Below are 22,429 nucleotides of genomic sequence, written 5' to 3' on the forward strand. Positions count from 1 at the left end.
ATATTGGGTTAGGATATTGGTTTAATTCACCACCGCCAAGGCAAAGGAAAATAGCGCAACCATGATTGCGCCCACGCTTATCGCTGTCCAAGGCATGAAACCGGCATTGTTTAAATTTGTTCGGTTCTGACGCCTGATATCGGCATATACCGAAAATGCGCCCAAAATGACGGCGCATATTCCCACAATAACAAAAATATGGTTCTCAATATAAAAAATATCCAAATCGGTCATCGCGATGATTTGGGTATCATTTAATTTATATCAAGTATGTCATATAATTATATCTCGCTTTATGTTAGCGCCCTTTGTCATGGCAAATAATCTTCATGACGCGGCGATACGCAATGCGATTTTGGCCGATGCCAAGCAAGGTACGGCAAAGCTGGGCGAAGTAAAGCCAGGCGCAGTAAAGCCAGGCGAAGCAAAACAAAGCCCGGCCGATATTCATGATATTATGCCCCATCCTAATAATGTGGGTGAGAATATCCTGCTTGGTATATTATTAAGATTGGGGGCGACCATCATGATAATATTCATGTTCGCGGGCGTCAAAATGGCGGCTGCTCGCGGGGTGAATGTGGGGGAAAGCCTGTTCTGGCGGCAATTGGCCGGCCTGCCAATTGTTATCATATGGCTATATTTTACGCATGAGCTATCCTCAATTAAAACCAATCGCCCCATGGCGCATGGCATTAGGATGCTGTTGGGGTTAAGCGCGATGGTGCTTAATTATCTGGCGATGAGCATGATGGCGATGGCAGAGGCAACGATTATTTCATTCACCATACCCATTTTTGCCACAATTTTTGCAATGATCATTTTAAAAGAAAAAACAGGTCCATATCGCTGGGCGGCGGTCATTGTGGGTTTTATTGGCATATTATTGGTCATTCGGCCCAGCATGGCCATTTTTCAAAATATCGGGGCCCTTGTCGCATTGGGCGGCGCGTTAATGACAGCGGCGGTGACCATACAAATTCGATCATTGGGCAAAACAGAAAATGCGGGCACCATCGTTTTTTGGTTCAGCCTCACTTCGATGCTGCCCTTAACTATAGTCATGTTCATGGTCGCCAAACCGCATAATGCCGATATTTATTGGATTATTTTATTTTTAAGCATTTGCGGGGCCATTGCCCAAATTTTATTAACCGCCGCCATGCGATATGCCCCCGTCGCTATTGTGCTGACTATGGATTATGTGGCGATTATTTGGTCATCCTTAATTGGATATTTTATCTTTGATGAGCGAATTTCCAATCATTTATGGCTTGGCGCGGTTATCATCATCGGGGCGGGCATCTTCATCTCTTGGCGTGAACATTATGTGAAATCTAGGTTGAAATAGGATATTTAAATATCCCTTCGATTTTGATGTACCGGAATTTGCGCGCGCACATCGTCAATGCGCGCCATATCAATATCCGCATAACCTATATCGCCATTTTCCCCCTGCCCCATATCCAATAAAATGTTGCCCCATGGGTCGATAACCAATGAATGGCCATAGGTTTGCCGGCCATCCTGATGATTTCCACATTGGGCCGCGGCAATAACAAATGCCTCTGCCTCAATCGCCCTTGCCCTTAATAAAATATGCCAATGGGCCTGTCCGGTGGGCACGGTAAATGCCGCCGGCACTGCAATGGCCGATATGGATGATTTGGCATAATGGCTGTAAAGATCGGGAAAGCGAACATCATAACATATGCTAAGCCCCATATCACCCAGCGGAGAAGGCGCAATAACTGGACGTGGTCCTGCGCGATATATGCTTGATTCGCGCCAACTTTCCCCACTGGACAGATCAACATCGAATAAATGTATTTTATCATATTGTGCGATTATCTCGCCATCGGCATTTATGATGATGGACCGATTGGCGCGTTTTCCATTTTGCCCTGCCTCATCCGATATACATTGTGCAAAAGAACCCAGATGCAGCCAAATAGCATATTTTTTGGCAAGCAATTTAAATCTAGCAATAAATGCTATTTCACTAATTTTTTCAATTGATGGGGCCGACCTTACTCTATCTCGGTCCAGCAAAATTGACATTTCAGGGGCGAAATATGCCGCTGCGCCATTTGCCGAGGCACGGCCAATGGCCGCCGCCATCATCTCAAAATTCTTTTCATAATCAATTGTGCTGCACATTTGGTGGACGGCAATCTTCATATTCGGCCCTCTTTATTTTTGGTTTAGAATCGCATTTCGGCGTTACTAGGCAACAGCCCGTCATTGTCACATAAATGTAAAATACTGAAACATGTAGATAATAATCAAATTCACGATTGGTAAAGGTGATTTTGCTCTTGCGAATCTAATAATAATATGCCACATAGCATCTCGAGTGTATGAAATAATAATTGATTAAGGAGTTTTCCCATGCGTCTCGGTAAATCTGCACTGGCTGCTGTAGCAGCTGTTTCTCTGGTTGGTGCGCCAGTAATTGCTCAGGCATCATCTGCACAACGTGCGGCTGATACATCTGAAGAAGAAGGTTTTGCTGGCATTGCTTTGCCAATCCTTCTTATCGGTGCAGCAGCAGTAATTGGCGGCATTGTCGCTGTTGCTGACAGCAAAGACAATTCACCTACCAGCCCTTGATTGGTTGATAGATAATTATTTTGAAAAAGGCGGCCTAAATGGTCGCCTTTTTTTTAATTATTTTTATTGTTTATTTACCCTATCATGCTATGAGCCCATTTCCATTTGAAATATCAAATTAAATTAGGAATATTAAAATGCGTAAGACAAAATTTGCATTGGCCGTTGTTGCTGCTGCGTCATTGGTTACTGCACCAGTAATCGCTCAAGCTACAACCGCACAACGTGCTGCTGATACTTCAGAAGAAGAAAGCTTTGCTGGCATTCCTCTTCCTGTATTATTGATTGGTTCACTTGCAATTATCGGCGGAATTGTTGCTGCTGCGACAAGTGGTGATGATCTACCGACCAGCCCCTGATAGGCTTTAAAGAAATAATTTATTCGAAAAAGGCGGCTTTAGTCGCCTTTTTTATTGGCCAAATTGCACCAATAAATAAAATTCACTCGCAATAATATACAAATCTCTCCGTTATATATATGATGGTTAAGTGATTTTTTAGCAATAAATGCTATGTATATTCATTCTCAGCTCATTATTTTATGAAAGACAGTTTATGGCACAGGACAAAAGATCAATATTGGTAACCGGTGGCGCGGGCTATATTGGCAGCCATGCGGTGTTGGCATTAAAAGATGCAGGATATAATCCTGTGGTTATCGATAATTTGGTCACAGGTTTTCGCTGGGCCGTTCCCGATGATGTGCCATTTTACGAAGGCAATGTCGTCGATGGCGCGTTAATCGCCCAAATTGTGAAACATGAAAATATTGTCGCTGCCATGCATTTTGCCGGATCAGTGGTTGTGCCAGAATCGGTTGAAAATCCGTTAAAATATTATCAAAATAATACAGCAAATAGCCGCGAATTTATCGAACATCTTATCCATAATAATGTGCGCCATTTAATATTTTCGTCCACTGCAGCAACCTATGGCATTCCAGAACAAATGCCCGTGGCGGAGGATTGCCCCCAAATTCCCATTAACCCCTATGGCATGTCAAAATTAATGACCGAATATATGCTGCGCGATATTTCTGCGGCGCATGATTTTAACTTTTGCGCCTTGCGTTATTTTAATGTTGCCGGCGCCGACCCACAGGGGCGATCGGGTCAATCCACCGCAGGGGCGACGCATCTTATAAAGGTTGCGGTGGAGGCCGCATTGGGCCGCCGCGATTCCATTGGCATATTTGGGACAGATTTTGATACAAAGGATGGATCGGGCGTTCGTGATTATATCCATGTATCTGATCTGGCACAGGCGCATCTTTTGGCGCTACAGGCTTTGATGAACAATCCTCAAAATAGCTACACATTAAATTGCGGCTATGGCCATGGATTTTCGGTGATAGAGGTGCTGGACGCGGTTGACCGTGTCACCAATGCAAAACTAAACCGTGTTATACAGGGCCGCCGTGCGGGCGATCCGGACGCGCTGGTCGCCGACAATCGCGCGATAATGGCGCAATTTAACTGGACGCCACAATATAATGATTTGGACATCATCGTGACCCATGCACTGCAATGGGAACGGATATTAAGTCAAAAAAATATGGCATAATATATTTCACGCCCTTGCCTTTTTTACATCGCTTTCCCATATAATTTTTATGGAACAACATCATCATAAAATGGAAAGCTGGCACGGAACAACCATCTTGTCAGTACGTAAAAATGGTAAAGTCGTCGTCATTGGCGATGGTCAGGTCTCCCTTGGCCAAACGGTCATTAAACCAAATGCCAAAAAGGTTCGCCAATTGGCTGGCGGAAAAGTAATTGGCGGATTTGCTGGGGCAACCGCCGATGCATTCACTCTGTTTGAGCGGCTGGAGGCAAAATTGGAACGGCATAATGGCCAATTGATGCGCGCTGCGGTTGAATTGGCCAAGGATTGGCGGACCGACAAATATCTTCGCAATTTAGAAGCGATGATGATTGTGGCGGATAAGGAACATACATTAATCCTGACCGGAAATGGCGACGTTCTTGAACCCAATCATGGCATTGCGGCAATTGGATCGGGCGGTAATTTTGCCCTCTCCGCCGCCCGTGCATTGGCCGATTATGAACAGGACGCCGAGAAACAGGCGCGAAAGGCCATGCAAATTGCCGCCGACATTTGTGTTTATACCAATGATCAGGTGACGATTGAAACGTTGGATAGCGTTTAATAGCATTATTTTTTAATAAAGATTGTTGAAAATCATATGAACCAGAACCTAACCCCAAAGGCAATTGTTGCCGCATTGGATGAACATATTATTGGCCAAAAAGAGGCAAAACGTGCCGTTGCCGTTGCCCTGCGTAATCGGTGGCGCCGCCAAAGATTGCCGCGCGAATTACGCGATGAGGTAACACCCAAAAATATATTGATGATTGGGCCTACAGGCTGCGGCAAAACCGAAATTAGCCGCCGTTTGGCAAAGCTTGCCGATGCGCCTTTCATTAAAATTGAGGCCACCAAATTTACCGAAGTTGGCTATGTTGGCAGAGATGTGGAACAAATTGCGCGCGATTTGGCCGAAGAAGCCGTCAGATTAGAACGCGAACGCCGTCGTTTATTGGTGCGCGATGCCGCCGAAAGCGCCGCGATGGACCGGTTGTTAGTCGCCCTTGCCGGCGATAGCGCAAGCGAGGCGACACGAGAATCCTTTCGCCAGCGAATTGCCGAACATCATATGGACGACACCGAAATAGAGATTGAGGTGGCCGACACCCCCACTGCGCCAATGGAAATACCAGGCATGGGCGGCCAAATTGGCATGATAAATTTAGGCGATATGATGGGCAAGGCTTTTGGCAAAAACCAAATGAAACGCCGCAAGATGAAAGTGCCAGAGGCGTTAGAAAAGCTGATTGAAGAAGAATCCGACAAAAGATTGGATGATGATGATGTCACCCGCGCGGCAATTGCCGATGCTGAGGCCAATGGCATTGTGTTTTTGGACGAGATTGACAAAATCGCGGTCAGCGAGGGACGCAGCGGCGGTTCGGTCAGCCGTGAGGGCGTGCAGCGCGATCTATTGCCCCTGATTGAGGGGACGACCGTTGCCACCAAATATGGCCCAATGAAAACCGACCATATTTTGTTTATCGCATCGGGCGCATTTCATGTATCCAAACCCAGCGATATGTTACCCGAATTGCAAGGGCGCCTGCCGATAAGGGTGGAGCTGCGCGGATTAAAACATGAAGATTTTGTCAAAATATTGTCAGAGACAAAGGCCAATTTGCCCGATCAATATCAGGCATTATTGGGAACTGAAGATGTCAAAATATCCTTTACCAAAGATGCAATAGACGCAATTGCTGCCATTGCAGTGGATGTGAATGAAAGCGTGGAAAATATTGGCGCGCGGCGGTTGCAAACGGTTATGGAAAGGCTGCTTGAAGAAATAAGTTTCGAGGCCGAAGATATGGGCGGCAGCGAAATAAGCATTGATGCTGAATTTGTCCGCAAACAATTGGCCGACATTGCCAGCAATAGCGACCTTAGCAATTATATTTTATAATCAAATCGGCCCTGCTAAATGCCCTTATCTTGTCGGCATTTCAGCAGGGTCTTTTTTATGGCCTGAGCTTTATTGATGGTCTGAGCTTATTTAATGCCATCTGTGTCCTTTGCATCATCTGCTTTTGGTAATATTTTAAACTTAAATGCTTTATCCGCAGTTAAATATTTTTGTGCCAAATATTGCAATTCTGGCGGCGTCAATGTTTTGAAATTATTTAACATTACATAAATATTCCTCAGCTTTTCTGGATCTTCGCTTACCCCTTCCAAGCTGCGCATGAAAAATACATTGCCCGACATGGCCCGATCAATTTGTTGTAATATGGGTTCAACCGCGCGGTTCAGCTCATCCGCGCTAATTGGATTTGCAGCCAAATCTTGTGCAATTTCCAATGACATTTCAAAGAATCTGTCCGTTAATTCCGGCTTTAACAATGTGAAATTAAGCAAGAAACCACCGCTTTGCAAATCCTCTGGCCAAATATTCACGCTATCCGGGCTATAGGCTGCGGCTTCTTCAGCACGGAATTTTTCAAATAATCTATCGCGAATTATGGACGATAAAATTTCCATTCCCTGCGCCTCGCGCGGATTTTCCGTCCCTGCCCCACTGGGCCAGCTTATCGCCGCTGCGGCTTGATCCGATGGGCCGCGATGATAGGATATTTTTTCTCCGCCGCTGCTTGCCTGTGGTTGCATCGCCGCCGCCTTGCGGTCAACCGCGCGGCGCGGGGCCATGCTGCCAAAGCTATTTTGCAATAATTTGACCATTTCTTCCTTGTCAAAATCGCCAAAAACCTGAACCTCTATTGATCCTGATTGTAAAATTGGTGCCCAAATTGATTTAATTTTTTTCAGGTCCAATTTTGAATAATCGGTTAAAAATGGCGACATCCATCTTTTGTCATTATTGCGCACCGCCATTTCCATGTCGCGGCTAAAGATATTGGTCGCGGTACTATCCATTGTGGAGGACGCAGCGGCCAGTCCCGATTTTGTGCGCTCTATGGGCGGCTCTATCCATCCTGGATTTTCCAATTTGGCGACCATCAACGCCAATTGATCCGCCACATCATCGCTCCTTGTCACGCCGGATAATGAAAATGAATCATTATTATTTTCAAATTTTAATTCGATACGACGTCCGTTTAAAAGCTGATTTAACTGGCGCTGCGATATGCCATTTATACCCATTTGCCCCAATAATTGCGGGCCGGTCCATGCCCATTGGCCATCATCCTGATTAAACCCAAGCAAACCATTGCCAAATCGAACATTGATGCGAATTTGCCCTGCCTCTGACTTATTATTAAATAAAATGGCCTTTACTCCATTTTTGAAATCCACCTGTTCCAGAGTTAAAAAGTCAAATGATGTGCGCGATGTAATTTCGCCCTTGCCCTTTGGCTTGGGTATATCGGCAAAACTAATCGGGTCATCCTGTAATCTTGCTATTGCGCTGGCCTCCACTGGTGCAGTGGCGGCCAAAGATAGTTTGCGGATAAGTTCAGGGTCATTTTTTTGCACCACGCCAAAAATACGCATGATGCTATTATCAAAAATCTTTTGCGTCATTTTAAAAACGCGGTCTTGAGTAATTTTGGGCTTTAAATTTGCAAATGCGTTTTCCAAAACCGATGGCGCGGTCACCGTTTCGCCAATATCGACCGCCCTGACGATGGAATCGGCCTGGTCGCTGCCCGATTCAAATGGGTAACTATCCACCAAAGTGCGCACAATATTGTCAAATTCGGCCACCTCGCGGTCAATATCGCTCTGTTCAGGGGGATTTTCCACAGCATCCTTTACAATGGCGCGAATATCGCCAATTGCCTGTACCTGCGCCCCATCAATGGGGGTAATGGTGATATTGGCCGAACGAACCGAACGATATAAATCATCTTTTGAAAGCTCCGCATAAATATATGACGCGCCATCCTGTGCCAATGTTTCCATCCGCCGATTGATAATCCGTATCGCGATTGCCTCAACCAATAAATCTTCATTAAATGCCAATGTGTCGTTAACTTTCTCCCATGGCTTTAAATAGGAAAAACTTATCTCACTGGGCAGGCTGGGTTCAGCCTCTATTTTGACAATATCATCAACCGCTTTTACATCTGGCTGTCCAAAATCGGGCTGTGCTGCGCCCTTGCCATCAACCGACCATCCGCCGAAATGGCGCGATATTTCCTGCACCATTTTTTGGGGATCACCATCCCCTGCGATGACAATGACCAAATTTTCCGGGCGATACCAACGCGAATGAAATGCGGTCAATCCCTTTGCATTGGCACTTTGCAAAGTGGCGGCCGTGCCAATGGTGGGGCGTTTTGCCATTAATTGCCCGGCAAACATATGTTCGCGCAATTTTTGGTTGATGCTATAGGCGGGCCCTTCATTGTCCCGCATTTCGGCCTGAACAATTTCCTTTTCTGCGGCAACAGCGCCATCGGTAATGGCCGGTTTTTGGATCATGCCTGACAATATTTTCATGCTTTCTGAAAATGATTCATCGGTAACATTGGGCAAATCCAATTGATAAACGGTTTGCGTCGCGGTGGTCATGGCGTTGCTGTCGCTGCCAAATGACACGCCCAAACGCTGCCATATCCGCTTTGCCTCGCCCTCTGGAATATATGCCGACCCCCGAAATGTAAGATGTTCGATTAAATGGGCATATCCCAATTCATCATCCCGTTCATGCAATGCGCCCGCATCAACCCGAACCCGCACCGACATTTGCCCCGCCGGGACAATATTTTTCTTTACCGCGAATTTGATACCATTTGCCAATGTGCCAAATGTCCAGCTTTCATCGACGGGAAGGTCGCTTCCTTCATATAACCAAGGTGAATATTGAACGCCCAAGTCATTATTGCTGATTTGGTCGGTGCCCATATTTTGAACATTGATATTATTCGGGCTGGACTGATTGGCCTTAACGGGCGATATTTCGGCGATATTATGCGCATCTTGCGGCTTATTCGGGCTTTGATCCAATGCCTGTGCCTGAAGGGTTGAGGCCATGTAAATGATAAGCGGAAGCGCAAGAATCTGTTTTTTCATTCTGACCTTATAGGATATTAAATACTGTCTAGTCGCTGAATAAATCATAATCTTGCATATTCTCAATCAAATTGACGATATTTTGCCCATCCCCTCTTGAGAAATTATCCGCCATGCCCCACATAAGGGCCATGTTGATACAAACCGAACAAACCCCAAATCCATCCACTTTGAAATTCCTTCCCGGACAATCGGTTATGGCAAGCGGAACGCGCGATTTTGCCAGCCCCGAAGATGCGGCCATTTCCCCATTGGCAGAGGCTTTATTCGGCCTGGGCGATGTGACGGGCGTTTTTTTTGGCAGTGATTTCATCTCTGTCACCGCTGCGCCGGGGGTTGATTGGGCATATTTGAAACCCGATATTTTGACATTATTGATGGAACATTTTTCCGCGCAAATGCCGTTATTTAAGGCAGGCAGCGCAGCGGGAATTTCCGTTCCGCCGCCGCAGGATGAATATCCGTTGGATGATCCCGCCGATGAAGATATTGTCACTCAAATTAAGGAATTAATCGAAACCCGCGTTCGCCCCGCCGTGGCGAATGATGGCGGCGATATTGTATTTCGCGGCTTTCAAAAGGGCGTTGTTTATTTACAAATGCAGGGCGCCTGTGCGGGATGCCCCTCCTCCACCGCCACATTGAAACAGGGTATTGAGCAATTATTGAAACATTATGTACCCGAAGTGGTCGATGTTCGGCCCGTATAAATAATATAATATATTTCATATAGGATATTTTCATTATGACAAATTCATCACCCCTGTCCGATGATGTAATGGACCAATTATTTCGCAAGGCCCGCACATTTAATGGATATTTAGACAAAAAAGTTGGCGACGATCAATATAATGCCATTTGGGAATTGATGAAATTTGGCCCCACCTCTGCCAATTGCCTGCCCGCGCGGATGATTTGGTGCAAAAGCGATGAGGCAAAGAAAAAATTGGCCGCATGCGCCATGACTGGCAATGATGAAAAAATCATCAAAGCACCAGTAACGGTTATCCTTGGCATGGATTTGGAATTTTATGAATTTTTGCCCGAATTATTCCCGCATACCGATGCACGTGCATGGTTTACCGGCAATGATGAATTAATCGCCACCACCGCGATGCGGAACAGCTCGCTTCAGGGGGCATATTTCATCATGGCGGCGCGCGCATTGGGGCTGGACACTGGGCCAATGTCGGGATTTGACAATGCCGCTGTGGATGCAGAATTTTTTGCCGGCACAAAAATTAAATCCAATTTCATCACCACCCTTGGCTATGGCGATGAAAGCAGCATTTTTGAACGTAGCCCAAGACCCGATTTCAATAAATTTAACAATATCATCTAATGACGGGTCATCAGGACCATATATTGGTGATTGATTGTGCCACCGCCGCATGTTCGGTGGCATTATATCGGTGCGCCGCGGATATGCGCGATTTAACATTATGCGACATGCGTCATGATATTATCGGCAGGGGGCATGCGGAAAAATTAATGCCCCTTATTGCCAGCCTGCGGGATAAGGGACGGGCAAATTATATTGCCGTAAATGTTGGGCCGGGCAGTTTTACCGGCGTGCGAATTGGCCTGGCCGCTGCGCGCGCACTTGCCCTTGCGTGGAATGCACAAATTATTGGTTATAACGGCCTTGCCCTTGTTGCGGCAATGGGGTTGGAGCAGTGCCAAATTGACCAAATTGCAACTGGCATGAATAATAATATTACAGTCGTCGTCACTGGCGGGCATGGCGAATATTTTATGCAAGATTTCGGCCAATTTATTGCGGAGAAAAGCCCGCTTTGCTCCATGAAGCCCCAACATGCTGGGCAGCGAGATAATTGCCCCATCATTGCCGGGGATCAGGCGGAAAATTTGGTGAATTTAATTGGCAATGGCCACGCGATAAATATATCCAATCGGGCCGATAAATATCATTTAATCGCGCATCTTGCCCCCCTGCCCCCCGTGGCGATTTATGGCCGTGCGCCCGATGCAAAGCCATCGGCCGCTTAAAATTAAAGGGCGAAATGATGCAAAGGTCAAATAATGAAATAATTGACGCCAATATTGATGATATTCACGATATTATGCATATAATGAACAGCGCATTTGACCCTCAATTTGGCGAGGCATGGACATTTTCCCAATGCATGTCGATGATGGCAATGCCCCGCAATATGATGATGATAAGCTATCAACAGGGTCAGGCGGCGGCATTTGCCATTTTGCGCGTCATTATGGACGAGGCAGAGTTGATGATGTTGGGCGTACACCGCGATTTTCAGCGTAAATCATTGGGCAGCCAGTTGATGCAGGCGATTGAAGATCGATTAAATAATCAGAATATTTCGACCATTTTTGTCGAGGTACGGGAAAATAACCCTGCCCTTATTTTTTATGAAAATCATGGATTTAGTGAATTTGGCCGCCGCAAAAATTATTATAAAGGCATTATGGGAAAACAATTTGACGCGATTACCATGGCAAAAAGCCTGTTTTATTAAAAAGCTCCCCTTTTTAATTAAGGTTAAAATTGCGGCGAATCATTGACCTTGCTGTAATGCAGGTTAGGATATGTTATGACACAAAATATCTGGCTAGATTGGCCCGATAATCAAAAATATAGAATTGGTTGAGTATATGGACACCAAAATTGATGTAGAGGCATTATGCGCCGAACGCGGCCTTCGTATAACCGAACAGCGAAAGGTTATTGCCCGCGTCATTTCCGATTCAACCGACCATCCCGATGTGGAGGAATTATATAAACGGGCATCTGCGGTTGACCCGAAAATTTCCATCGCAACTGTATATCGCACCGTTAGATTATTTGAAGAAGCGGGCATTTTAGATCGGCATGATTTTGGCGATGGCCGCGCAAGATATGAAGCATCGCCAGAGGCGCATCATGATCATTTAATCGATGTTGAAACCGGCAAAGTGATTGAATTTGTCGACCCCGAATTAGAGGCATTGCAAAAGGTTATTGCCGAAAAATTAGGCTTTAGGCTGGTTGATCACCGAATGGAGTTATATGGCGTCGCTATCGATCGCAAAGATTAAGGCATTTAAGCCAATTTTATTTGTCATTGGGCAATTTATGTTTGCGGCAAGAATATTGCTATTGCTTTCATCGCTTGCCATTTGTTTGTTTTTGCACGCAATTTGGCGGTTATTCACCCCTCATTCCCCATGGCCACGTTTATTTTTATCAACCGTCAGTTGGAATAGCGGCGTCGTGCCAAAGGTGGTGGGCCCGCGCATTAAAGAAAATGTTTTTTATGCCAGCAATCATATAAGCTGGATTGACATTCCCACAATTTCCGCCGCCACCGGATGCACTTTTATCGCGCATAGCGGCATTGCCGAATGGCCGCTTATTGGCTGGCTATGCCGGTTAAACAACACTATATTTGTGACGCGGGATGACCGTGCTTCTGTGGCAAAGCAAATTGAAACAATACAAAATGCGATGCTGGAAAAACAACCCATTACCATTTTTCCAGAGGGCACTACGCATGATGGGCAAAGTCTATTGCCTTTCAAGCCATCTTTATTTCAAGCATTGGTCAACGCGCCTGCGCCTATTTTAATTCAGCCTGTATTTTTAACCTATGGCCGGCATAATCATAAAATAGCATGGTTGGGCGATGAGCCCGCGCCCGTAAATGGATGGAAAATATTATCGCGCATTGGCCCGGCCACGGCGACATTGCATTTTTTAGAAGCCTTTGATCCATCGCAATATGAATGCCGCAAAGAAATTGCCGCCGAAGTGCGCAGGCGCATTGGCCGTGCGATGGAGGCTAGCCGCCCCGTAAGTTCCATTGTATAGCGCGCGCCATGACACAAAATAAAGATTCTTTGCAAAATATGCCCTCACCAATTTCACAGCCAAAGCAACAGCAGCGCAAGAAAAAAGCACCCGTGCCCGCGCCAAAAACTTTCCATGTAAAATCATTTGGTTGCCAGATGAATGTATATGATGGCGAACGCATGACCGAAATGTTTGCCGGTCAAGGTATGGTGCAGGTAGAAAATGGTAAAGAAGCCGATTTGGTTGTTTTAAACACATGCCATATCCGTGAAAAGGCGGCGGAAAAAGTATATTCCGATATTGGCCGTTTGCGCCGTAAAGATGGTTCATCCCCCATGATTGCTGTCGCTGGATGTGTGGCACAGGCCGAGGGCAAGGAAATCAGTAAGCGCGCGCCATCAGTTGATATTGTGGTCGGGCCACAGGCATATCACCGCCTGCCCGATATGGTTGCCCATGCGCAAAGCGGCAAACGCAGCGTGGATACCGATATGCCCGCAATTAGCAAATTTGACATCATGCCGCCGCGCACCAAACAACCGCGCCCCACCGCATTTTTAACCGTGCAAGAGGGCTGTGACAAATTTTGCACCTATTGCGTTGTTCCCTATACACGCGGGGCCGAAATCTCTCGCCCATGGGCGGATTTAATCAATGAAGCAAAAGCATTGGTCGATGGCGGAGTTTCCGAAATTACCTTATTGGGTCAAAATGTTAACGCATGGACAGGCGAAGATGAAAAAGGCCAAATGCATGGATTGGACGGTTTAATTCGTGCATTGGACAAGATTGATGGCCTTAAACGGATAAGATATACCACCAGCCACCCCAATGACATGACCGATGCGTTAATCAACGCGCATGGCGAAATTGAATCTTTAATGCCATATTTGCATTTGCCCGTTCAGGCAGGTTCGGACCGGATATTAAAGGCGATGAACCGCAGCCATAGCCGTGATTCCTACCTACATATATTGGACAAAATGCGTAAAGTGCGCCCCGACATTGCCCTTTCGGGCGACTTTATTGTCGGTTTCCCCGGCGAAACGGACCAAGATTTTGCCGATACTTTAAGCCTTGTCAAACAGGTGAGATATGCGCAGGCATATTCATTTAAATATTCACCGCGCCCCGGCACACCGGCCGCGATAATGGACAATCAAATCGCGCCTGAAATTATGGATGAACGACTGCAGGCCTTGCAGGCATTGTTAAATGAGCATCAACATGATTTTAACAAACAAAGCGTGGGACGAACGGCAAGCATATTATTTGAACGCACCGGAAAATTGGACGGGCAGTTAATTGGTAAATCACCATGGCTGCAATCGGTTCATGTCATTGCCCCGGGCCTTAAAATTGGTGATTTGGCCGATGTAAAATTGGTGGATAGCGGGCCAAACAGCCTGACAGGTGAGTTAATTAACATATTGGATAAGGAATAATTGCTGCATGACAAAAAAAACGCAGGCCCAATTGGGTGAAATGTCCCATATCGAACTTAAATTTGATAAGCCTGCGCTCATCGCCCTTCTTTTCGGAGAATTTGATCGAAATTTAGTGACGATTGAAAACCGTTTGGGTGTATATATTTCCGCGCGCGGTGACCGTGTAAAAATTGAGGGAGAGGCCGCAGCAACCGCCCGCACCCGCGATATTTTAAATGATTTATATCGCCGAATTTTGCGTCATGAGGAAATTGATCAATCCTTGGTTGAGGCAGTCATCGCCATGTCAAGCGAGCCCACATTGGACGGTATCGTTCGCAAACCCGATCAAGAAGCCGCCCCCATCATGATACGCACGCGTAAAAAAACCATTGTGCCGCGCTCCGCCAATCAGGCGCCCTATATGGAATCATTGGCCCGTGATGAGATTATCTTTGCGCTTGGACCAGCGGGCACGGGCAAAACTTATTTGGCGGTGGCACAGGCGGTAGCCATGTTAATAACCGGCGCGGTGCAACGGTTAATCCTATCGCGTCCGGCGGTGGAGGCTGGGGAGCGTTTGGGCTTCCTTCCTGGGGATATGAAGGAAAAGGTCGATCCTTATTTACGGCCATTATATGATGCGCTTTATGATTGCCTGCCCGCCGAACAGGTGGAGCGGCGGATTGAAAGCGGGGAGATTGAAATTGCCCCTCTTGCCTTTATGCGCGGACGCACCTTGGCAGATAGTTTTATCATTTTGGACGAAGCACAAAATACCACCCCTGCACAAATGAAAATGTTTTTAACCCGTTTCGGCATGAACAGCCGCATGGTCATTTGCGGCGATCCCAAACAGGTGGATTTACCCGGCGGCGATAAATTTTCTGGGCTTGCCGATGCGGTTTCAAAATTAGAAGGAATTGACGGGATTAGCACCATCCGCTTTACATCCGCTGATGTGGTCCGCCATCCTTTGGTTGGCAAGATTGTTGACGCATATGAAGGATAAGATGCAAAGCGAATATCCGTTACAAATTTTATGTGAATTTGACGATATTTGGCACATAGAAGATGATAGCGAGGAGCAGGAGAATTTTGAACAATATGTCGCCCGTGCGGTCATTGCCGCATTTGAACATAGCAAATATCACCGCGCCTTTAAATCCGCAAAACATATTGAAATCAGCATTTTATTCAGCAATGATGAGAATATACATCAATTAAATAAGGAATATCGGCAAAAGGATAAACCGACAAATATCCTGTCCTTTCCCATGGTGGATGAGGATGAATTAAGCATGGATGGCGACAATCAATCGCTATCTACCCCCATTTTAATGTTGGGCGACCTTGCGCTGGCGCATGAAACGATACAGCGCGAATGCGCGGAAAAGGATTGGCCCTTGAGAGATTATCTGGCCCATTTAATCATTCATGGCACATTACATTTACTGGGCATGGACCATATTGACGATAATGAAGCGGAAATTATGGAGGGCCAAGAAATAAAAGCGCTTGCGTCTCTTGGCATTGCTAATCCATATAGCTAAATATTGCGTAATTTAATCATGAGGATTTATAACAACTCTTATGCCAGCCGATGAAAATAAAGGCAGCACCCATCAATCAGAGGATGAAAGTCCGGGACGATTATGGCGCTCAGTTAAAAATTTACTTGGTCTTAGAATTTCTGAACCGACACTTCGTGAACAGCTTGAAGAAGCGATTTTGGAACATGAAAATGTCGAAGAAGAAAGTGAAAATGCCGAACGCAATGGTGATTTATCAACGGTTGAGCGCACCATGCTTCGTAATTTGCTGCATTTTTCGGAACATCGCGTAGATGATGTCATGGTGCCGCGAAGCGAGATTATCGCGATAAATGAAACCGATACTTTGGATGATACTGTCCGATTATTCGCCGAACATGGCCATAGCCGTATTCCAGTTTACCGCGAAAATTTGGATAATGTAATTGGCATGATCCATATTAAAGATATTTTTGCGATGCTGGCCGATCCGCAAAATAGGAAAAATGATAATTGGACGCAGCATATCCGGATGCCTCGATTTGCTCCTGAATCAATGGGCGTGCTTGACCTATTGGCCGAAATGCGCGCGACCAGAACCCATTTGGCCATTATATTGGATGAATATTCCGGCACCGAAGGATTGGTCACTATCGAAGATTTGGTCGAAGAAATTGTCGGCGATATTGAAGATGAGCATGATGATGAACCTGTCGAGCTTATCCAGCAAATATCTGAAAATATTTGGGAAGTTGATGCACGGGTGGAGCTTGACGATTTGGCCGATATAATCGACCCTGCCCTTGGCGAGGTGGAGGAAGATGTTGACACCATTGGTGGTTTAGCATTTGTTTTGGCAGGACAAATCCCCACTGCGGGCCAAATTTATACGCATGAACCAAGCAATGTTGAAATTAAAATATTGGATGGCGATCAAAAAAGGGTGACGCGCATTTTATTGACCAAAATGGACAATGAAAAAGATATTATCTAAAATCACCCCATAATATATTTGGCATTTGCACCGACAAATACTAAATAACAATTATGCAAGTGAATGAATTAAAAATCGCGTTATTCAGCGGTAATTATAACTATGTTCGCGATGGAGCGAATAAGGCGTTAAATAAATTGGTCGAATATTTGTTGCGCATGGGCGCACAGGTTCGGGTATATTCCCCTACGGTGGATAATCCCGCATTTGAACCCATGGGTGATTTAATATCGGTGCCATCCTTTGCGATTCCCGGGCGTCCGGAATATCGTATTCCATTACAATTAAGTAATCGGATAAAAGAGGATTTGCGTGAATTTTCCCCCAATATTGTCCATATTTCAAGCCCGGACCGGGTCGCAAGACAGGCGGTAAAATGGGCGCATAGCCAAAATATTCCCGTTCTATGTTCCGTGCACACAAGATTTGAATCCTATTTACAATATTATAAACTTGGCCTTTTTGAGCCCGTCATGGTGGCATGGCTGCGCAGTCTTTATCGGCATTGCGATGCATTGGTCGCCCCGTCAGAGGGCTTTGCCGAATTATTGCGAAGTCAGCATATGAACCAAGATGTTGGCATTTGGACACGCGGCGTAAACCGTGATGTTTTCAATGCGTCAAAACGCGATATGGCATGGCGGAAATCCATTGGTTTTGATGATAATATCCCCGTTATTGGATTTTTGGGCCGGTTAGTGCTTGAAAAAGGATTGGATGTTTTTGCCGAGAGCCTGAGTGAGCTTGGAAAAAGAAATATCCCACATCAGGTAATGATTATTGGCGACGGACCGGCAAAAAATTGGTTTGCCGAGCGTGTGCCCCATGCCAATTTTTTGGGATTTCAGGGGGGGCATGATTTGGGCCGTGCGGTGGCCAGCATGGATATGCTATTTAACCCCTCCACGACCGAGGGTTTTAGCAATGTATCATTGGAAACCATGGCATGCGCCGTGCCGGTCATTGCCGCGCGCGCAACGGGCAATGTTGGATTGGTTCAACATAACATAACCGGACAATTGGTAACGCCCGGCAATATTCCCGAATTTGCCGATGCCCTGCAACATTATTGCCAAAATATAGAGATTAGCAAATTGCATGGCAAAGCCGGTGAGGCGTTATCATTGGAATATAGCTGGGATAGTATCAACCAAGTGGTCGCCGATAAATATATAGAATTGATAGGGCGGCATATTACATCATGAGCGATTTATTCGGCAAGCAAGACGAAGCATTACATCCGCATTATGCCGATATAATGGAAAATGCCCCGCTTGCCGAAAAATTACGCCCACATAAACTTGACCAAATTATTGGCCAGGGGCATTTAACCGGTGCAAAGGGCGCGATAAATTTAATGGTGAAAAAGGGGCAATTAAGCTCCATCATCCTATGGGGGCCGCCCGGCACCGGAAAAACCAGTATTGCGCGGTTAATCGCGGCAGAGGCAGGATATTATCTTATCGCCTTATCCGCGATATTTTCTGGCGTGGCGGATTTGAAAAAGGCATTTGCCGATGCCCGAAAATTATCTGCATCGGGCAAAAAAATATTGATGTTTGTGGATGAAATTCACCGGTTCAACCGCGCCCAACAAGACGCCTTTTTGCCCGTGGTGGAGCAAGGAACGGTCACCTTAATCGGCGCAACCACCGAAAATCCCAGCTTTGAGTTAAATGCAGCTTTATTATCACGGATGCAGGTTTTAACCCTTAACCGATTGCGCCATGATGATTTAGATAGCATCATTAGCCATGCCGAGAAATCTCAAAACACCCCCCTGCCCATCAATGAACAGGCGCGAAAATGGCTTATTGATCAGGCCGATGGCGATGCGCGCTTTTTAATCAATCAAATTGAAACTATATTTAACATTTGCGAACAAAATGATGATGAAAATGGCATTATTTTTGACCTGCCAGCTTTATCATCATTGTTGCAGCGCCGCGCCGCCATTTATGACAAAAAAGGCGATGGTCATTATAATCTAATCTCCGCCTTGCATAAATCACTTCGCGGCAGCGATGCAGACGCCGCGCTTTATTGGATGGCCCGCATGTTGGTCGCGGGCGAAGACCCAATTTATGTGCTGCGGCGGTTGGTTCGATTTGCCAGCGAAGATATTGGCCTTGCCGATCCTCAGGCGCTAACCCAATGTTTGGCCGCGCTACAATCTTATCAGCTTTTGGGTTCGCCAGAAGGTGAGCTGGCCATTGTTCAGGCATGTTTATATTGCGCCACCGCGCCAAAATCCAATGCTGCCTATGTTGCGCAAAAAAACGCTTGGAAATTGGCCGCTGAAACCGGATCATTATCCCCGCCCGCCAGCATATTAAACGCGCCGACAAAAATGATGAAAGAAATGGGATATGGCGCGGGATATGAATATGACCATGATAGCGAACATGGATTTTCAGGCGCAAATTATTGGCCCGATGGTATTGAACGCCGCGCCCTATATCAACCGGTAAGCCGTGGTTATGAACGCAAGGTTCAAGAGCATATGGCATATTGGGAAAAGCTGCGCGCGCAAAAAAACCACATATCCTCATAATATAATTTTATATTATTTATTAATATCATAATCTATTTTTGGACTTTGGCAGATAAATATGTTAAGCATCCGTTAATGCGGCTCAATCTGAGCTGTTTCAATAAAAGGGGAGCTTATTTATGCTAAATAACTTACAGGTTGGAGGATATGCCTTTGACCAAGAAGTCGCCATGCTTTGGGCGGAAAAAATCTTAATCGCCGCCGTGATTGTTATCCTGACATGGATATTGGCCAAGGCTGCGAAATGGGCATTTGCAAAATTAGTTGATAAAATTGAATTTTTACAACGTCAAACTGGTTCTGGTGAATCCATCGGAATGTCTTTGGGCAGCATCATCTCGCTTGTCATTTGGTTGTTCGGCATGTTGATATTGTTACAACATATGGGTTTCAGCAGCGCGATTAAACCGCTTGAAACTTTATTGACCGATATTATGGACTTCATCCCTAATTTATTGGGTGCAGGCATTATTTTCTTCATTGGTTTGACCGTGGCACGGATTATTCGCCAATTGGTGGAAACTGTGCTTTCAACAGTTGATCTTGACAAATGGGCGGCAAAAGGCGGCGTGCCAGAGGTAACCGGATCAAATTCATTGACCAAAACCGTTGCGACCATTTTATTTTCAATCATCATGATTGTTGTTTCAATTGGCGCATTGGGCGAATTGGGCATTGATGCGGTATCGCGTCCGGCAACAACTGTTTTGACAACTGTATTAAATGCCATTCCGTTGGTAATCGGTGCAGCGTTAATCCTTGCCATTGCATATTATGTGGCAAATTGGGTCGGTAATTTAATCAGCGAAGTGATGCAAAATCTTGGCGCGGACCGTGCGCTTGGTTCATTGGGCTTTATGCCTGGCGGCGCGACCGCTTCTTCGGTTGTGTCAAAAATTGTTACCATTGCAATCATGCTATTTTCTGCAATTGCGGCAACACGCTTGTTGAACTTCCCTGAATTAACCAGCATTTTGAACGAAATTCTTGCCTTGGGCGGCAAGGTTTTATTTGGCGGTGTTATCATTGCTGCTGGCGTTTGGATTTCCAACCTGCTTTCAACCATTGTTACCGGCACCGGTGACGGCACGGGGGCAAAGGTGGTTCGTTATTCAACCATGATTTTATTTGTTGCTATGGGCCTTAAATATATGGGTGTTGCCGATTCCATTATTGAAATGGCATTTGGCGCACTTGTCATCGGCACGGGCGTTGCCTTTGCCTTGGCATTTGGCCTTGGTGGACGCGATGCGGCGGCGCGTTATTTGGATAAGCAAAATGACGCTGCTGCAAAGCCTGGTGCCCCTAAAAAGGCTGCTGCTCCTAAAAAAGCAAAAAAATAATTTCATCCTTATGAAGTAAAAAATTGGCGGGGCATTTGCTCCGCCTTTTTTATTGCCTCAAATAAAATCGCCGCTATCCTTAACAATGATGCGGCAATTTTCAAAAACAGCATGCTTTGATTGGTCGGGCGCCAATGGAAAGCGGCAACCCGGCATTGCCCTTGCCATTTGCAATGCCGATGGCGGCGTGCAGAACATATCCCAAAATGGTGGGTGGAGCCGCATTTTGGCGATGCAGTGGATAAAAGAACAAATTGACAATCATGCCGATATTTTAATTGGTATTGATATGTCCTTTGCCCTGCCCTTTTGCGATTTGGGGGCATATTTCCCCCATTGGAACGACAGCCCCCTTTCCCCTTCTCAATTATGGCAGATGATTGACACTATCTCGGCACAAGATGCAGGGCTTGGCATCAATATATTATTACAGCATCATGAAATATCGCGGCATTTCAGACATGGCGGCGGTATTTGCGGAGATAAATTTACCGGCGGGATGGGACGATTAAGGACGGTGGAGCAATATCAACATGAAATTGGCAGCGGGCGCAGCGCATCCTGTTTTAATTTGGTCGGTGCGGCACAAGTGGGCAAAAGCAGCCTTACCGGCATGCGCATGTTGCACCAATTAAATGGTCAAATACCCATTTGGCCATTTGACCCTGTTCCTGATAGCGGGCCTTGTCTTATCGAAATTTATACGAGCATTGCGGCGCATAAGGCAGGAATGACAGGAAATAAAAAGAAATTTGACGATGATGAAGCAATGACAGAAGCGATAAGGGCATTAAATGGCCATGTGCTAAAACTTCCCGATGCACCCATACCCAATAGGCCAGATAAGCATGTTTATGACGCCATGGTAACGGCCGCATGGATGCGACAGGCCGCCCGCCAACATGAAAATTGGACCATAGATGAAAAATTTCGTGAAAAAATTGCAAAAGAGGGCTGGACCTTTGGGATAAATTAAAGCAAAGGAGCTTTCGATTCTGATTTTGATCATCTATGATCATTTCATGCCGAATTAGCTCAGCTGGTAGAGCAACCGCCTTGTAAGCGGTAGGTCGTTGGTTCGAATCCGACATTCGGCACCATTTTCACCGTCAAGAAATCATGCGGGGCATGATTTTAGGTGAAAATTGCTTCCTTCTCTTTCTGGCGTAAGCGCGGCTAGCACCTCTTACTAAAAGCGACTATCTAAAGAAAGTACCGTTTAGGGCATGATTTTAGGTGAAAACCGCTCCCTTCTCTTTTTGGCGCAAGCGCGGCTAGTATCTTTTATTGCAAAGCTGTCCTGCATTTATTCTACATTATGCTCCGCATCCTATGGTCGATGAACCTGAACCTTTGGCTAGCACGCTTTGCTACATTTCCCCTACGGCATGTTATGGAGCATGCTCTTTATTATAAATAGATAAAGGTGCATTTTTGCAACGTAGCTAAAATTTTCAAAATTATTAGGCGAAAAAATAAGAATAATATTTGCAGCCCGCCCATTTCCGCGCTAATCAAGCGGCTAGGTAGTGAGAGCCTGTGAGAGGATAATATCATAAATTTGTTA

Annotated in this window: 23 protein-coding genes and 1 tRNA gene; 21 read left to right on the forward strand and 3 right to left on the reverse strand. The window is 45.8% G+C overall.

What is annotated here, in order from left to right; translation table 11 throughout:
- Positions 1 to 21 precede the first annotated feature (21 nt).
- Complete coding sequence (locus LPB140_RS09865; RefSeq protein ID WP_072559687.1) at positions 22 to 234, reverse strand: hypothetical protein; 213 nt, start codon at positions 232 to 234, stop codon at positions 22 to 24.
- A 79-nt stretch (positions 235 to 313) separates the two neighbouring features.
- Here LPB140_RS09865 and LPB140_RS09870 point away from each other — a divergent pair, with 79 nt between their 5' ends.
- Positions 314 to 1,351: a DMT family transporter gene (locus LPB140_RS09870; RefSeq protein ID WP_198024108.1), complete on the forward strand. Its 1,038-nt coding sequence runs from the start codon at positions 314 to 316 to the stop codon at positions 1,349 to 1,351.
- Positions 1,352 to 1,356: 5 nt separating this feature from the next.
- On the opposite strand, the gene LPB140_RS09875 is transcribed toward LPB140_RS09870, so the two are convergent.
- Positions 1,357 to 2,181 carry a carbon-nitrogen hydrolase family protein gene (locus LPB140_RS09875; protein ID WP_072559688.1) on the reverse strand — a complete coding sequence of 275 codons (825 nt, stop codon included), beginning with the start codon at positions 2,179 to 2,181 and terminating at the stop codon, positions 1,357 to 1,359.
- A 210-nt stretch (positions 2,182 to 2,391) separates the two neighbouring features.
- Here LPB140_RS09875 and LPB140_RS09880 point away from each other — a divergent pair, with 210 nt between their 5' ends.
- The 5 genes from LPB140_RS09880 to hslU all read left to right on the forward strand — a co-directional run bounded on the left by LPB140_RS09880 (position 2,392) and on the right by hslU (position 6,127).
- Positions 2,392 to 2,613, forward strand: a complete 222-nt coding sequence (locus LPB140_RS09880) for a hypothetical protein (RefSeq protein WP_072559689.1) — start codon at positions 2,392 to 2,394, stop codon at positions 2,611 to 2,613.
- A 137-nt stretch (positions 2,614 to 2,750) separates the two neighbouring features.
- The gene (locus LPB140_RS09885) at positions 2,751 to 2,972 is read left to right on the forward strand and encodes a hypothetical protein (RefSeq protein ID WP_072559690.1); all 222 of its coding nucleotides are present in this window, start codon (positions 2,751 to 2,753) and stop codon (positions 2,970 to 2,972) included.
- Positions 2,973 to 3,168: 196 nt separating this feature from the next.
- Complete coding sequence (galE, locus tag LPB140_RS09890; protein WP_072559691.1) at positions 3,169 to 4,176, forward strand: UDP-glucose 4-epimerase GalE; 1,008 nt, start codon at positions 3,169 to 3,171, stop codon at positions 4,174 to 4,176.
- Between the two features lie 70 nt (positions 4,177 to 4,246).
- The gene (gene hslV, locus LPB140_RS09895) at positions 4,247 to 4,786 is read left to right on the forward strand and encodes an ATP-dependent protease subunit HslV (RefSeq protein WP_083550593.1); all 540 of its coding nucleotides are present in this window, start codon (positions 4,247 to 4,249) and stop codon (positions 4,784 to 4,786) included.
- A gap of 36 nt (positions 4,787 to 4,822) precedes the next feature.
- On the forward strand, positions 4,823 to 6,127 hold the full coding sequence (gene hslU / locus LPB140_RS09900; RefSeq protein ID WP_072559693.1) for an ATP-dependent protease ATPase subunit HslU: 1,305 nt from the start codon (positions 4,823 to 4,825) through the stop codon (positions 6,125 to 6,127).
- 86 nt (positions 6,128 to 6,213) lie between these two features.
- Here the strand turns inward: hslU and LPB140_RS09905 are convergent, their stop codons facing one another.
- Entirely contained in the window at positions 6,214 to 9,198 is a 2,985-nt protein-coding gene (locus LPB140_RS09905; protein ID WP_072559694.1) for a M16 family metallopeptidase, read from the reverse strand.
- A 131-nt stretch (positions 9,199 to 9,329) separates the two neighbouring features.
- On the opposite strand from LPB140_RS09905, the gene LPB140_RS09910 reads away from it, so the two are divergent.
- The 15 genes from LPB140_RS09910 to LPB140_RS09980 all read left to right on the forward strand — a co-directional run bounded on the left by LPB140_RS09910 (position 9,330) and on the right by LPB140_RS09980 (position 21,962).
- Positions 9,330 to 9,908, forward strand: a complete 579-nt coding sequence (locus LPB140_RS09910; protein ID WP_072559695.1) for a NifU family protein — start codon at positions 9,330 to 9,332, stop codon at positions 9,906 to 9,908.
- A gap of 35 nt (positions 9,909 to 9,943) precedes the next feature.
- Positions 9,944 to 10,540: a malonic semialdehyde reductase gene (locus LPB140_RS09915; RefSeq protein WP_072559696.1), complete on the forward strand. Its 597-nt coding sequence runs from the start codon at positions 9,944 to 9,946 to the stop codon at positions 10,538 to 10,540.
- A complete protein-coding gene (tsaB, locus tag LPB140_RS09920) occupies positions 10,540 to 11,208 on the forward strand; it encodes a tRNA (adenosine(37)-N6)-threonylcarbamoyltransferase complex dimerization subunit type 1 TsaB (RefSeq protein ID WP_072559697.1) in 669 nt (222 codons plus the stop codon). Before LPB140_RS09915 ends, tsaB begins: the two co-directional genes overlap by 1 nt.
- A 14-nt stretch (positions 11,209 to 11,222) precedes the next feature.
- A complete protein-coding gene (gene rimI / locus LPB140_RS09925) occupies positions 11,223 to 11,699 on the forward strand; it encodes a ribosomal protein S18-alanine N-acetyltransferase (RefSeq protein ID WP_072559698.1) in 477 nt (158 codons plus the stop codon).
- A gap of 136 nt (positions 11,700 to 11,835) precedes the next feature.
- Positions 11,836 to 12,258, forward strand: coding sequence for a Fur family transcriptional regulator (locus tag LPB140_RS09930; RefSeq protein ID WP_072559699.1), 423 nt, complete (start codon positions 11,836 to 11,838; stop codon positions 12,256 to 12,258).
- Positions 12,230 to 13,030 (forward strand): lysophospholipid acyltransferase family protein, encoded by an 801-nt coding sequence (locus tag LPB140_RS09935; protein WP_083550301.1) that lies wholly within the window; start codon positions 12,230 to 12,232, stop codon positions 13,028 to 13,030. The genes LPB140_RS09930 and LPB140_RS09935 overlap by 29 nt, the downstream gene beginning before the upstream one ends.
- A gap of 38 nt (positions 13,031 to 13,068) precedes the next feature.
- On the forward strand, positions 13,069 to 14,457 hold the full coding sequence (gene miaB / locus LPB140_RS09940) for a tRNA (N6-isopentenyl adenosine(37)-C2)-methylthiotransferase MiaB (protein WP_156874259.1): 1,389 nt from the start codon (positions 13,069 to 13,071) through the stop codon (positions 14,455 to 14,457).
- A 7-nt stretch (positions 14,458 to 14,464) separates the two neighbouring features.
- Positions 14,465 to 15,451: a PhoH family protein gene (locus LPB140_RS09945; protein WP_072559700.1), complete on the forward strand. Its 987-nt coding sequence runs from the start codon at positions 14,465 to 14,467 to the stop codon at positions 15,449 to 15,451.
- A complete protein-coding gene (gene ybeY, locus LPB140_RS09950) occupies positions 15,441 to 15,992 on the forward strand; it encodes an rRNA maturation RNase YbeY (protein WP_198024109.1) in 552 nt (183 codons plus the stop codon). The genes LPB140_RS09945 and ybeY overlap by 11 nt, the downstream gene beginning before the upstream one ends.
- A 40-nt stretch (positions 15,993 to 16,032) precedes the next feature.
- Positions 16,033 to 16,965 (forward strand): hemolysin family protein, encoded by a 933-nt coding sequence (locus LPB140_RS09955; protein ID WP_072559701.1) that lies wholly within the window; start codon positions 16,033 to 16,035, stop codon positions 16,963 to 16,965.
- Positions 16,966 to 17,018: 53 nt separating this feature from the next.
- Positions 17,019 to 18,170, forward strand: a complete 1,152-nt coding sequence (locus tag LPB140_RS09960) for a glycosyltransferase family 4 protein (RefSeq protein ID WP_072559702.1) — start codon at positions 17,019 to 17,021, stop codon at positions 18,168 to 18,170.
- The gene (locus LPB140_RS09965; protein WP_072559703.1) at positions 18,167 to 19,519 is read left to right on the forward strand and encodes a replication-associated recombination protein A; all 1,353 of its coding nucleotides are present in this window, start codon (positions 18,167 to 18,169) and stop codon (positions 19,517 to 19,519) included. The genes LPB140_RS09960 and LPB140_RS09965 overlap by 4 nt, the downstream gene beginning before the upstream one ends.
- Positions 19,520 to 19,638: 119 nt before the next feature.
- Positions 19,639 to 20,862, forward strand: a complete 1,224-nt coding sequence (locus tag LPB140_RS09970; RefSeq protein WP_083550311.1) for a mechanosensitive ion channel — start codon at positions 19,639 to 19,641, stop codon at positions 20,860 to 20,862.
- Positions 20,863 to 20,947: 85 nt separating this feature from the next.
- Positions 20,948 to 21,838: a hypothetical protein gene (locus LPB140_RS09975; protein WP_156874185.1), complete on the forward strand. Its 891-nt coding sequence runs from the start codon at positions 20,948 to 20,950 to the stop codon at positions 21,836 to 21,838.
- A gap of 48 nt (positions 21,839 to 21,886) precedes the next feature.
- Positions 21,887 to 21,962: transfer RNA gene (locus LPB140_RS09980), tRNA-Thr, on the forward strand.
- The last annotated feature ends 467 nt before the right edge of the window (positions 21,963 to 22,429 follow it).

Origin of the sequence: Sphingorhabdus lutea, from assembly GCF_001889025.1 — a bacterium.
GTDB lineage: Bacteria > Pseudomonadota > Alphaproteobacteria > Sphingomonadales > Sphingomonadaceae > Sphingorhabdus_B > Sphingorhabdus_B lutea.

Excerpts from the sequence above, each read along its gene's own strand:
- LPB140_RS09870 (WP_198024108.1), top strand. The coding sequence starts at position 314 with ATGGCAAATAATCTTCATGACGCGGCGATACGCAATGCGATTTTGGCC.
- LPB140_RS09970 (WP_083550311.1), top strand. The coding sequence starts at position 19,639 with ATGCTAAATAACTTACAGGTTGGAGGATATGCCTTTGACCAAGAAGTC.
- LPB140_RS09905 (WP_072559694.1), bottom strand. The coding sequence starts at position 9,198 with ATGAAAAAACAGATTCTTGCGCTTCCGCTTATCATTTACATGGCCTCA.
- galE (WP_072559691.1), top strand. The coding sequence starts at position 3,169 with ATGGCACAGGACAAAAGATCAATATTGGTAACCGGTGGCGCGGGCTAT.
- LPB140_RS09915 (WP_072559696.1), top strand. The coding sequence starts at position 9,944 with ATGACAAATTCATCACCCCTGTCCGATGATGTAATGGACCAATTATTT.
- LPB140_RS09885 (WP_072559690.1), top strand. The coding sequence starts at position 2,751 with ATGCGTAAGACAAAATTTGCATTGGCCGTTGTTGCTGCTGCGTCATTG.
- LPB140_RS09865 (WP_072559687.1), bottom strand. The coding sequence starts at position 234 with ATGACCGATTTGGATATTTTTTATATTGAGAACCATATTTTTGTTATT.
- LPB140_RS09910 (WP_072559695.1), top strand. The coding sequence starts at position 9,330 with ATGTTGATACAAACCGAACAAACCCCAAATCCATCCACTTTGAAATTC.
- LPB140_RS09875 (WP_072559688.1), bottom strand. The coding sequence starts at position 2,181 with ATGAAGATTGCCGTCCACCAAATGTGCAGCACAATTGATTATGAAAAG.
- LPB140_RS09930 (WP_072559699.1), top strand. The coding sequence starts at position 11,836 with ATGGACACCAAAATTGATGTAGAGGCATTATGCGCCGAACGCGGCCTT.
- LPB140_RS09955 (WP_072559701.1), top strand. The coding sequence starts at position 16,033 with ATGCCAGCCGATGAAAATAAAGGCAGCACCCATCAATCAGAGGATGAA.
- rimI (WP_072559698.1), top strand. The coding sequence starts at position 11,223 with ATGATGCAAAGGTCAAATAATGAAATAATTGACGCCAATATTGATGAT.
- LPB140_RS09960 (WP_072559702.1), top strand. The coding sequence starts at position 17,019 with ATGCAAGTGAATGAATTAAAAATCGCGTTATTCAGCGGTAATTATAAC.
- LPB140_RS09935 (WP_083550301.1), top strand. The coding sequence starts at position 12,230 with ATGGCGTCGCTATCGATCGCAAAGATTAAGGCATTTAAGCCAATTTTA.
- LPB140_RS09965 (WP_072559703.1), top strand. The coding sequence starts at position 18,167 with ATGAGCGATTTATTCGGCAAGCAAGACGAAGCATTACATCCGCATTAT.
- LPB140_RS09975 (WP_156874185.1), top strand. The coding sequence starts at position 20,948 with ATGATGCGGCAATTTTCAAAAACAGCATGCTTTGATTGGTCGGGCGCC.
- LPB140_RS09880 (WP_072559689.1), top strand. The coding sequence starts at position 2,392 with ATGCGTCTCGGTAAATCTGCACTGGCTGCTGTAGCAGCTGTTTCTCTG.
- hslU (WP_072559693.1), top strand. The coding sequence starts at position 4,823 with ATGAACCAGAACCTAACCCCAAAGGCAATTGTTGCCGCATTGGATGAA.
- miaB (WP_156874259.1), top strand. The coding sequence starts at position 13,069 with ATGCCCTCACCAATTTCACAGCCAAAGCAACAGCAGCGCAAGAAAAAA.
- hslV (WP_083550593.1), top strand. The coding sequence starts at position 4,247 with ATGGAAAGCTGGCACGGAACAACCATCTTGTCAGTACGTAAAAATGGT.
- LPB140_RS09945 (WP_072559700.1), top strand. The coding sequence starts at position 14,465 with ATGACAAAAAAAACGCAGGCCCAATTGGGTGAAATGTCCCATATCGAA.
- ybeY (WP_198024109.1), top strand. The coding sequence starts at position 15,441 with ATGAAGGATAAGATGCAAAGCGAATATCCGTTACAAATTTTATGTGAA.
- tsaB (WP_072559697.1), top strand. The coding sequence starts at position 10,540 with ATGACGGGTCATCAGGACCATATATTGGTGATTGATTGTGCCACCGCC.